Source organism: Bullifex porci (assembly GCF_009695635.1).
GTDB classification, from domain to species: Bacteria; Spirochaetota; Spirochaetia; order Sphaerochaetales; family Sphaerochaetaceae; genus Bullifex; species Bullifex porci.
This window is the reverse complement of record NZ_VUNN01000037.1, coordinates 1-9,517: the sequence shown is the minus strand read 5'-3', so window position 1 is coordinate 9,517 and position 9,517 is coordinate 1. Positions and strand designations below refer to the sequence as shown.

Sequence of the window (9,517 nt, the reverse complement as noted above, 5' to 3'; positions counted from 1 at the left end):
AACAATTGATGATTAAGTCCTCTCCGTTAATTGCCTTAAGAAGCTCTCGTCTGAGATCCTCTTCCTTTACTTTCATGAAAAAAACCTCCTAATTGGATTTTTGGTCCAACTAGAAGGTCACAGGTCATCCTCATCCTTTATAGTAATTGCACCTGTACATGTAATTTGAGAGTAATCATCACCTGCTAATACAATTTCATCGGCAGTAATCTCCATGCCCTCAGCACTAACCATAGCATTGTTAGTTAGACTAACTGTCTTTCTACCTTCCTTAAGTGATACCATTGAATATCCTCCAGAAAAGGAGACTGGAGCTGCAGATAGAGAAATAGATAAAAAGATTAATAGAACTAATATATATTTTTTCAATTATCTACCCCTCCTTCCTTTATCTCTCTCAGCTCTAGGCTCATCCTAGTTAGATCTGCAAATAAATCAGTTCCAACGATAGAGCCACCTGGGAAGGTAACTGAAACCTCTCCAGTTGCTGAAACTGTATTGTCCCTGCTGTCAAAAGTAAGGCTTTCTGCTTCGATTGACAAGTTATCAATATGTTGTTTTAACGAAGTTTTTCCACTAAAGTAACAAACCTTATCCTTAATATTTATATTACCAGAAAAAGCTGTTCCTGTGATGTAATCTTTTCCATCTGAATTTTTTTGAGAAAAGCTAATATTACTAACTAATACCTTATCCTCTGCTTGGAAAACCTTCATCTCCTTAGCTTCAATAACTATAGGCTCTCCCTCTCCTGTTGAGAGAGTATATCGAGTATCCTGAAGGATGATATCTGGCATCTCGAATTCCTCACGAAGTACTATAGAGCTACTATCATCTCGAGAGCAGCCAGATAAAATTAAGATAAAGATTAGTACAAAGAGGATATTCCTCATTTATCATCCTTTTTTTCGATAATAGTTGGTTCAAAATATTTCTTTCGTCTCTTAAAGTAGATAAATGATATTAAGAAACCTACTGCAAGACCAATTAGAGCAGAGAGAAATTGATAAATTTCATTAGCTGTAAAGAATGCCGCACTAACAAAGAGTGGGATAAAAAAGCAAATTAATGGGAAAAATAGAGACATAAAGGATGATAAAATAGTTCTTCCTGTAGGCATTTCAATTAATACCTTATCTCCACTATCTACATTAATATTTGAAGGATTCTTTACTTCAAAGGAATATTCCTTTGATCTACAAAATAGTGAGCACTTACATCCCTCACATGCATTTTTATCGCAGGAGGCTAAAATCTCGCCTTCGTTAGTTTTATATATAGTTGCTTCCTTTTTCACTTTGTAACCTCTGGTCTTTCGACCTTTACCTTCTCTTTGATAGGTACTATATCCTCTGCAACGCCTTCCTCTGAGATAGTAACTAAGACACCCTGTAGCTCACAATCCTCCCATGATTCATGGCTTCTATCAGGAATTGCACTCATAAGCTTCTTTATCTCATATTCTGGGTTAAAGCCACCAACAGATAGAGCTGAACCACATCTTCCATTATCACTTATAAATGCACATTTTCCAATAATCTGTGAATCAGCAGTTAGAACCTTAGAGTGGGTTCCTATTACTGCAGCTACTCTATCCTTTAAATAGTGTGCTAGCGTTGCACACTCTGCAGTAGTTGCGCAGTGGAACTGTATTAAAACTATATCTGCTTCATCCTTAAGCTTATTTAAAAGCATATCTGAAAAGGTTAGGGGATTAGTAACACTTAATCTTGTAAATCCACTAGAGCCTAAAAGATTAATTATAGCTACCTTCTTATTATTTATTTCTACAATTTTATATCCCTTTCCAGGTGCCTTAATAGGGTAGTTCGCAGGTCTTAAAACATATGAGCACTTTGGAAAGAACTCAACCATATCCTGCTTATAAAAGAGCTTTTCACCACCTGTAAGGAGGTTAATTCCTAAATGTGATAACTGCATTGAATGTGCTTTTCCTAAGCCAAAGCCATTAGTGGTTCCCTCTGCATTAGCTATTACAAAGTCTGCACCTGTTTTATCTTTGAGAGCCTTAAGACCATTTTTAATTGCTCCAATCCCAGCTCTTCCAACTATCTCACCTAAGAAAAGTACTTTAAAACTCATGCTCCTAGAATAATAGTAAAAGGCAAAAGGTGCAATAAACTATAGCATTGCGATTCTAATTTGAGCTACAATTGGTAGCTATGGAAAAGGTGAAAGAGGTAAATCATATCCTTTCAGTTGCAATGGAAGCAGGGAAGATAATGCTCGAGAACGGAGCTGAAATATATCGTGTTGAAGATACTATGGATCGTATTGCTAAACACTATGGATCAACTGACCACCATTTCTTTGTATTAACAAATGGAATATTTGTTTCAGGTGAAGATAAAGATGGTAGTGCATTTTCTAAATTAGAGCATATTCCAGTTCATGGAGCAGATTTATCAAAGGTTATTGCTATTAACCAGCTATCTCGTGAAATCGCACAGGATAAGTACACACTAGAAGAAGCCGCATCAAAAATAGATGAGATTAGAAATATTAAAAATAAATCTTGGCTCCTCCAAGTTTTTGCTACTGCATTAGGCTCAGGGTGCTTTGCTATTTTATTAGATGGAACAATGAGAGATGGAATTGCTTCCTTTATTTCAGGGATAGCCTTAGGCTTTTTTATCTACTTCGTCTTTAAGCCTTATTTATCAAAGATAACTGGTAATATTGTTGGTGCCATGATTATCTCTGCAATTTGTGTTTTATTTAAGGAATTAGGGTTTGCAGACTCACTTATTCCAATGATAGGAGGAGGTGTAATACCTCTTGTTCCTGGAGTTGCCTTTGTAAATGGAATTAGAGACATCGGGGACGAGGATTATATTTCAGGTGCAGTCAGACTCTTAGATGCTATGCTCGTCTTTGTTTGTATCGCAGTGGGAGTTGCGACAATTTTAATTTGCTATGAAAAGATAGTAGGGGGAGTATTACTATGAGCCCTATAGTTATCTTAGCTGCCTTCTTTGGGACTGTTGCATTTGCAATTTTATATGATATTCCTACACGCTACTGCTTTGTATGTGGTATTTCAGGAATGATAGGGTGGATTATTTACGCAATCCTATTACCAATATTGGGGAATATGCCTGCAATATTTATTGCAACTATTGGTATTTCCTTAATTAGTAGATTTTTTGCTGTATGGCAAAAGTGTCCTGAAATAGTTTTTTTAGTCTCTGGAATATTCCCAATTGTTCCAGGAGCTGGAATTTATTGGACTGCATACTATTTAGTAGCGGGTAATATGAGCTTAGCTGCCGATAGTGGCTCTAGTGCTTTTAAGACATGCTTAGCAATGGTCTTAGGTATTGCTATAGTACATGAGCTTCCTCAAAAGTTTTTCTCCTTTAAAAGGAACTTAAAATGAAAAAATTAATTTTATTATCGATGTCAGCACAGGTTATTATGGCTGCATTTTGCCCATACCAACAGATTATCTTGAGAAATAAAGGGTACTCACACTCACTTTGTGGAGTATTGATAGCATTAACACAGCTCTCAGCTATTATATTGCCATTAATTATTTCAACCTTCTCAGATAAAACCTCTAAAGCTAAGAGCTTTATTTTCTTTAGTGCATTTTTTGCATTAATTTTCTCTATTCCTTATCTACTATCATTAAATATTTATGTAGTTGTAATTACAGCCTTTATAATGTGTGGCCTTATTTGGTCGATTAATCCTCTCTGCGATGGTTATATTAATAGAGCTCTCAAAAATGATACCTCAAGATATGGTGCAATTAGGTCCATGGGAACTTTAAGCTACATGGTTATTCTAATTATATTTTCTCTTTCGGGCTTTCCAAATGAGAGCGATAACAATTCAATCCTACTTGCTTTAATAATATGTTTTTCTATGCTATTAGTTGCTGTTCTATTTGTTAAAGAAATAAAGAGTGATGAGAAGAAAAAGGAAAGTGGAACCTTCTTTTCTTTTTCATGGTTTCCAAAAAGATTTTATATCTTTATGCTCATTATAGCTATTACTAGAATTGCACACTCAATAGTTGAAAAGCTTTTATCGTCATATATGGTTGAGGATCTTAAATTAGGAAGGTTCTTTTTATTATTTGTAGCCTTAGGAGCCTTTTGTGAATTCCTCTGCATGATCCTTTTCTCATACCTTAGAAGAAAGAATAAAGTTAATTCTTGGGATCTTTTAGTACTTTCATCGGTTGGCTTAGCACTAAGATTATTACTATATCTTGTTCCATCTGTATGGGCATTTACTGTTGCTCAAATGCTACATGGCTTAACCTTTGGAGCTAACCATGTTGCAGCTACTGGATATGCTGCTGATAATGTTGCTCCAGAGCATTATGGTGTTGCTATGACACTATATTGGTCTTTAGCTGTAAATCTTCCACAAATGATGGGAGCCTTTGGTGGTGGCTTTATTATTGAGTCCTTTGGATACCCAATGTTATTTTTATCCTATTCAATTTTTCCGATTATCGGAATTATTCTATCTTTTGTGTTAAAAAAGACATTAATATGATTGTAACGGGGGGAATAAGATGGTAATATTCTGTTGCAACTTGCATAAGTTGTCATGCTTCGGTTATCCCTCAGCACCCCTTTTGTGCACCGAAGCATGTTTTTTACAACTTAATCGATAAAAATTTATCATTTTTTTAGAAATTGTGAAACACAAGTTTGCCATCTCTTTGTTGAAAGTCACTTTTACTTAAATAATATAAATAAAATCGTTTAAATATCTAATAGCATAATTGATTAATATGGTACGATATAAAAGAGAAGGGAGTAATCTATGAAAAAACTTGTTGCTGTTTTACTTTTATTAACTGTTTTATTGAGCACTATATATTCACAAGAGTATATATCATATTCAGCATCATCAAATAATAAGAGTCAAAATCTTAGTAAGCAAGATGAAATATGGATTATTAGTGACTCAAATAACTTCCTATGGAATCGCTATGTAGAAGAAGCCTTAAGAGATGAATTTACACAAAGAGGTATAAAGGTTTTCCTAAATACAGATTATTTTGATGTAAAGGATTTTAATGAAGATAATATTGACTTAATGTATGATGAAATATTTGATTCAACTGCAACACATATATTATTTATTACTATAGAGGAGCTTTATACCTTTACATATGGTGGTGGTATTAAGCAATTTGATACAACAGGCTCCCTTATTGACTTAAAGAGTGGTGAGGTAGCTTTTAGAGTTGGAATAGCAACAGAGGCAGATAGTAATGATCAGCTTAGCTACAATGCAACGTGTAAGCCAAGTACATTAAGTATGGCAAGTGCTTTAGCTACTGAATATATGAGGTATGTTAAATAAATAATTGCCCAGAACAAGACTCGAACTTGCACGCTCGCGCACTAGCACCTGAAGCTAGCGTGTCTACCAATTCCACCATCTGGGCGATTAAAAAAATTTAAGCAAAATATATGACTATTGTCAATAAAATTAATCTGTGATAATGAAATCAACCTTAATATCGTTGTACTCTCTAAAGACATCTGAGACAACTCTAAGCTTAGAAACTACACCAATAGTTTTAATTTTCTTATCTGCTAGGAATCTATCGTAGAAGCCTTTTCCTCTACCAAGACGATAGCCATCTTTGTCATATGCTACTGCTGGTACGATCATAAGGTCATTAATACCTTGTTTATAATACTCTCCAGTAGGCTCCATTATCCCAAATTTTCCTTTTTTTAAGGCTCCATCATATCTTCTAAAGAGCATTTCATTGTTTTTAATAACTGGTAGGAATATCTTCTTATCAAGGCTATATAGAGGCTTTATATCTATTTCATCCTTTAGTGGATAATATAAAAGTAGTGTATCGGCAGCTATCAGCTCCTTACACCTTTTTAGCTTTCTTACAACAGCAATTGAGCTATCCTCATTAGTTTCAAGACCTCTAAAGGATCTTCTTAATATCATTTTATCCATATTGAAATACCAACTACCAATAGCAAGATTATAATTGTAATTAAATCACGATAGGAATATGCTTTCGCCTTTCTTTTCACAGTATTTGTATATAATCTGCTTTCGAGACCATCTGCATATGATGATATTTGATCAAATAGGTGGATAAAAAGAGATACTGAAAAGCCTGTTAGCATTCTAATCGGATGCTTTAGCATTCTTTCACCTCTACATTTTCTTGCATCCAAAATTTTTATCGAGGTTTCTAATATCTTAGGAATCATAGAGAGTGTTAGCTCTATGATAAAGCCAAAGGAATTGGCCTTATCCTTAAGAATTGGATATAAAAAGGCTGCAATACTTCTAGCAGTTTCATTTGGGGATGTTGTATCTGTAAAGACTAAGGATGCAACTACAATTGCTAAAAACTTTATAGCCTGTGCTATTGCATGAATATATCCAAATGAAAGCTCTGTAATAAATATTAAAATAGATAGGATAAAGAAGAATATTGTACCTTTATATAGCTCCTTAAAGGGGAGCTTATCGAAAATTGCTAATAAAAAAATAGATAATGAAAGGATAAATATTACTTCATTTGAAGCAATTGAAATTGATGCAGAAAATACAATTAAAAAAAGAAGCTTTATTAAGGGATTTAATTTACATAGAAATGAATCTCTCATTCTAGTTGAGAAAATTACTACATCTTCCATGATAAATCCTTAAACGGTAGGTTAGGCACATATACTTCTGCTTTTTTTAATTCTGCTAATGCACTTTCTGAAGCACCATCATAAATTAGTCTTCCATTTTTTAATATGAGAGTGTTAGTAGTATGCGCAAGAAAGCGTTCAACCTCATGTGTAACTACAGCAAGAGTTACTCCTTTCTCATGTAGCATTATTAGCGTGTCTATAAGTGATATTACAGATGGATAATCTAGTGCTGAGAAGGGCTCATCTAGAAACAAAATATCTGGCTCCATAGCTAGTACAGAGGCTATAGCAAGTCTTCTTTTTTCTCCACCAGATAGTGTTGATGGCCTTCTATCCTTTAAGCTTGTTAGAGAGAAGAGGTTAAGCATCTCATCTACCTTATTATTTATTCTATCCTCACTCCACCCTAAATTCTCAGGTCCAAATCGTAGATCCTTTTCTACAGTTTCACCAACTATTTGTAAATCAGATTCTTGGAATACAAGACCTACCTGTGTAAGTCTTTTACTTCGATTTTTTGATACATCCTCTTTGTTAATAAAAATAGCTCCATCGCTTTGCTTTCTTAAGCCCTTAAGTATTCTTAGAAGCTGACTCTTTCCTGCACCATTTTTCCCACATATTGCAGTAAAGCTACCTCTTTTTAGAGAAAAGGAAACACTATCTAATATCTGCTTCTTTTGAATATTTAGAGATAGATTTTTAACTTCGAGAATAGTATCCATGTGACACAGATTACACTTTTCCTTTTTGATAATCTACCTAGAAAATAAAATTAATGTTAAACTTGGTAGCTATGCTAAGACGAATAGTGAGCATTATTTTAACAGCATTATTATCACTATGCTTTGTATATTTTGCACTATCTATTTTACCAGGTGATTCCATTACTTATCTAAGTGGTGATTACGTAGAGGTGCAGGGTAATGAGGTTTCTCTAATATCCTTTGTTATCAATGCTTTAACTCTTAATCTTGGCTCATCAGCATTTTTATCAATCCCTGTTAAAGAATTAATATTTCAGAGAATGGTTCCAACGTTAATTTTGACAATACTATCACTAATTTTTGCAATATTAATCTCTTTAGCTATGCTTTACTTTGACCAAAAAAAGGGAAAGAGAAAGCTATTTGAGGGATATACTGCTTTTGTTTATGCAATACCTTCCTTTTTAATAAGTATTCTTTTTCTATATATAATTGCTAAGTGCTTTGGAATTTTTATCACATATGATGAAAAACATAAAATTTTATCTTTAATTATGCCTGCTTTATCACTTGGTATAGTTCATTCAGCCTTTTTAATGAAAAATCTTAGAGACCTTTTAGAGAATGAGAAGAAAAGGCAATATGTAACTCTTGCATACTCAAAGGGCTCTAGTGATATTAGAGTTTTCTTCTACCATATTTTTATCAATATATTGCATATTGTTATTGTATTAATAAACCAAAGCTTTATTTCATTGTTTTCATCCTCTGCTGCTGTTGAGCTAATATTTTCTATTCCAGGCCTTGGCTCATTAATTGTTCAAGCAATAGGTAGACGTGATAGCGCAACAATAGCTGGTGTAATAATAATTGTAATATTGCTTACAGCTCTTTTTAGTATTATCGAGGACATAATCGACGGACTAAGGAGGGAGAGATGAAAAAAAGTATTATTACTCTATTAATTATTTTCTTATCGCTTTTTCTCCTTCCACTTTTTTTAAAGGATCCTAATTTGATGAATATTGAGGAGAGCCTACAGGACTTTTCAATTAATCATCTTCTAGGTACAGACCAGCTGGGGAGAGATTATCTTTCTCGCTGTATAGTTGGTGGTAGAAACTCCCTTTTAATATCATTAGCTGTAACACTTGCTTCTATTTTAATTGGCTTTTTAATAGGTGTACTATCGTTAGCCTCTAAGCTTGTTGATGAGATATTAATGCGTCTTATGGATGCTTTAAAGGGTATTCCTGCTTTACTATTTGCTTCTCTTTTAAGTGTTACTATTGGCCGCTCTCCAATTATTTTAGCATTAGCTATGTCTACAGCCTTTATTCCTCAGTGCGCAAGATTAGTTAGAAGTGAAGGTAAAAACCAAATTAAGAGTCTTCATTATCTTGCGGGCTTAGCTATGGGACATGATGAGAGATTCTACCGTTTTTCTATTACCTTTAGACATTCAATACCTGTTTTAGTTAATCAAATTCCATTTATATTCTCATCCTCAATTATTCTTGAAGCAACTCTAAGCTTTATTGGAGCAGGCCTTAGTGAGGATATTCCAACTCTTGGTGGTGTGATACAAAGCTCAAGAGATTTATTAATGACAAAGCCTCATATGATACTTTGTCCTGTAATTATTATTTTATTTTTTACTTTATCTTTTTCCTTACTGGGAGAGAAATTAAAGAACAAACGCTATTAATTTTGTGAAAATTATCAAAAAAGTAGTTGATTTTGTTTTCGATAATGAGTATAGTACTACTCGTTGCTGAAAAGCACGCCGCTTTAGCTCAGTAGGTAGAGCAAAGGACTGAAAATCCTTGTGTCCCTGGTTCGATTCCTGGAGGCGGCAATAAGCTCCTTGAAATTCAAGGAGTTTTTTTTATAAAATCCATGCGGGAAGACTCCCTTCTTTAGGCGGGAGATGAAAGCATGGCTATACATTCTTCTGGTTTTCGATGTATTTCATGATGGTCTCTTGCGATACCACTCCTGCACTCCCTATATAATAAGAGCGCGTCCACAATGTGGGCAAACGGCTCCTCAGCCAATCATGACGCTCTCGAAGCACATGAGACGTATACCCCTTCATTTGGTTGACGATCAGTTGTGGGGTGATGGCAGGGGATGCCA

Annotated in this window: 14 protein-coding genes and 2 tRNA genes; 7 read left to right on the top strand and 9 right to left on the bottom strand. The window is 34.4% G+C overall.

Annotation, left to right across the window (positions count from 1 at the left end):
* Positions 1–117: 117 nt before the first annotated feature.
* The 4 genes from FYJ80_RS11255 to FYJ80_RS11240 are packed head-to-tail and all read right to left on the bottom strand — an operon-like array spanning position 118 to position 2,103.
* Positions 118–369: a hypothetical protein gene (locus FYJ80_RS11255; protein WP_154426960.1), complete on the bottom strand. Its 252-nt coding sequence runs from the start codon at positions 367–369 to the stop codon at positions 118–120.
* Complete coding sequence (lptC, locus tag FYJ80_RS11250; RefSeq protein ID WP_154426958.1) at positions 366–893, bottom strand: LPS export ABC transporter periplasmic protein LptC; 528 nt, start codon at positions 891–893, stop codon at positions 366–368. Before lptC ends, FYJ80_RS11255 begins: the two co-directional genes overlap by 4 nt.
* The gene (locus tag FYJ80_RS11245) at positions 890–1,297 is read right to left on the bottom strand and encodes a SoxR reducing system RseC family protein (protein ID WP_154426956.1); all 408 of its coding nucleotides are present in this window, start codon (positions 1,295–1,297) and stop codon (positions 890–892) included. Before FYJ80_RS11245 ends, lptC begins: the two co-directional genes overlap by 4 nt.
* The gene (locus tag FYJ80_RS11240; RefSeq protein ID WP_154426954.1) at positions 1,294–2,103 is read right to left on the bottom strand and encodes a TIGR00282 family metallophosphoesterase; all 810 of its coding nucleotides are present in this window, start codon (positions 2,101–2,103) and stop codon (positions 1,294–1,296) included. Before FYJ80_RS11240 ends, FYJ80_RS11245 begins: the two co-directional genes overlap by 4 nt.
* An 80-nt stretch (positions 2,104–2,183) precedes the next feature.
* Here FYJ80_RS11240 and FYJ80_RS11235 point away from each other — a divergent pair, with 80 nt between their 5' ends.
* The 4 genes from FYJ80_RS11235 to FYJ80_RS11220 all read left to right on the top strand — a co-directional run bounded on the left by FYJ80_RS11235 (position 2,184) and on the right by FYJ80_RS11220 (position 5,352).
* A complete protein-coding gene (locus tag FYJ80_RS11235; protein ID WP_154426952.1) occupies positions 2,184–2,969 on the top strand; it encodes a threonine/serine exporter family protein in 786 nt (261 codons plus the stop codon).
* A complete protein-coding gene (locus FYJ80_RS11230; RefSeq protein ID WP_154426950.1) occupies positions 2,966–3,400 on the top strand; it encodes a threonine/serine exporter family protein in 435 nt (144 codons plus the stop codon). The genes FYJ80_RS11235 and FYJ80_RS11230 overlap by 4 nt, the downstream gene beginning before the upstream one ends.
* A complete protein-coding gene (locus tag FYJ80_RS11225) occupies positions 3,397–4,533 on the top strand; it encodes an MFS transporter (protein WP_154426948.1) in 1,137 nt (378 codons plus the stop codon). Before FYJ80_RS11230 ends, FYJ80_RS11225 begins: the two co-directional genes overlap by 4 nt.
* Positions 4,534–4,806: 273 nt before the next feature.
* Positions 4,807–5,352: a hypothetical protein gene (locus FYJ80_RS11220; protein WP_154426946.1), complete on the top strand. Its 546-nt coding sequence runs from the start codon at positions 4,807–4,809 to the stop codon at positions 5,350–5,352.
* Between the two features lie 5 nt (positions 5,353–5,357).
* On the opposite strand, the gene FYJ80_RS11215 is transcribed toward FYJ80_RS11220, so the two are convergent.
* The 4 genes from FYJ80_RS11215 to FYJ80_RS11200 form a co-directional block, all read right to left on the bottom strand.
* Positions 5,358–5,437, bottom strand: a tRNA-Leu gene (locus tag FYJ80_RS11215).
* 44 nt (positions 5,438–5,481) lie between these two features.
* Positions 5,482–5,973, bottom strand: coding sequence for a 5-formyltetrahydrofolate cyclo-ligase (locus FYJ80_RS11210; RefSeq protein WP_154426944.1), 492 nt, complete (start codon positions 5,971–5,973; stop codon positions 5,482–5,484).
* Complete coding sequence (locus tag FYJ80_RS11205; RefSeq protein WP_154426942.1) at positions 5,961–6,668, bottom strand: energy-coupling factor transporter transmembrane component T family protein; 708 nt, start codon at positions 6,666–6,668, stop codon at positions 5,961–5,963. Before FYJ80_RS11205 ends, FYJ80_RS11210 begins: the two co-directional genes overlap by 13 nt.
* The gene (locus FYJ80_RS11200) at positions 6,656–7,396 is read right to left on the bottom strand and encodes an energy-coupling factor ABC transporter ATP-binding protein (protein ID WP_154426940.1); all 741 of its coding nucleotides are present in this window, start codon (positions 7,394–7,396) and stop codon (positions 6,656–6,658) included. Before FYJ80_RS11200 ends, FYJ80_RS11205 begins: the two co-directional genes overlap by 13 nt.
* 71 nt (positions 7,397–7,467) lie before the next feature.
* Between FYJ80_RS11200 and FYJ80_RS11195 the strand changes: the two genes are divergently transcribed.
* The 3 genes from FYJ80_RS11195 to FYJ80_RS11185 all read left to right on the top strand — a co-directional run bounded on the left by FYJ80_RS11195 (position 7,468) and on the right by FYJ80_RS11185 (position 9,236).
* Positions 7,468–8,319, top strand: coding sequence for an ABC transporter permease (locus FYJ80_RS11195; protein WP_206361085.1), 852 nt, complete (start codon positions 7,468–7,470; stop codon positions 8,317–8,319).
* Complete coding sequence (locus tag FYJ80_RS11190; RefSeq protein WP_154426937.1) at positions 8,316–9,086, top strand: ABC transporter permease; 771 nt, start codon at positions 8,316–8,318, stop codon at positions 9,084–9,086. Before FYJ80_RS11195 ends, FYJ80_RS11190 begins: the two co-directional genes overlap by 4 nt.
* A 77-nt stretch (positions 9,087–9,163) precedes the next feature.
* A tRNA-Phe gene (locus tag FYJ80_RS11185) sits at positions 9,164–9,236 on the top strand.
* A gap of 84 nt (positions 9,237–9,320) precedes the next feature.
* On the opposite strand, the gene FYJ80_RS12325 is transcribed toward FYJ80_RS11185, so the two are convergent.
* On the bottom strand, positions 9,321–9,503 hold the full coding sequence (locus FYJ80_RS12325; protein ID WP_407921441.1) for a transposase: 183 nt from the start codon (positions 9,501–9,503) through the stop codon (positions 9,321–9,323).
* Between the last annotated feature and the right edge of the window lie 14 nt (positions 9,504–9,517).

Coding starts and splice junctions, on each gene's coding strand:
- lptC (WP_154426958.1), bottom strand. CDS start 893: ATGAGGAATATCCTCTTTGTACTAATCTTTATCTTAATTTTATCTGGC.
- FYJ80_RS11240 (WP_154426954.1), bottom strand. CDS start 2,103: ATGAGTTTTAAAGTACTTTTCTTAGGTGAGATAGTTGGAAGAGCTGGG.
- FYJ80_RS11235 (WP_154426952.1), top strand. CDS start 2,184: ATGGAAAAGGTGAAAGAGGTAAATCATATCCTTTCAGTTGCAATGGAA.
- FYJ80_RS11230 (WP_154426950.1), top strand. CDS start 2,966: ATGAGCCCTATAGTTATCTTAGCTGCCTTCTTTGGGACTGTTGCATTT.
- FYJ80_RS11225 (WP_154426948.1), top strand. CDS start 3,397: ATGAAAAAATTAATTTTATTATCGATGTCAGCACAGGTTATTATGGCT.
- FYJ80_RS11220 (WP_154426946.1), top strand. CDS start 4,807: ATGAAAAAACTTGTTGCTGTTTTACTTTTATTAACTGTTTTATTGAGC.
- FYJ80_RS11210 (WP_154426944.1), bottom strand. CDS start 5,973: ATGGATAAAATGATATTAAGAAGATCCTTTAGAGGTCTTGAAACTAAT.
- FYJ80_RS11205 (WP_154426942.1), bottom strand. CDS start 6,668: ATGGAAGATGTAGTAATTTTCTCAACTAGAATGAGAGATTCATTTCTA.
- FYJ80_RS11200 (WP_154426940.1), bottom strand. CDS start 7,396: ATGGATACTATTCTCGAAGTTAAAAATCTATCTCTAAATATTCAAAAG.
- FYJ80_RS11195 (WP_206361085.1), top strand. CDS start 7,468: ATGCTAAGACGAATAGTGAGCATTATTTTAACAGCATTATTATCACTA.
- FYJ80_RS11190 (WP_154426937.1), top strand. CDS start 8,316: ATGAAAAAAAGTATTATTACTCTATTAATTATTTTCTTATCGCTTTTT.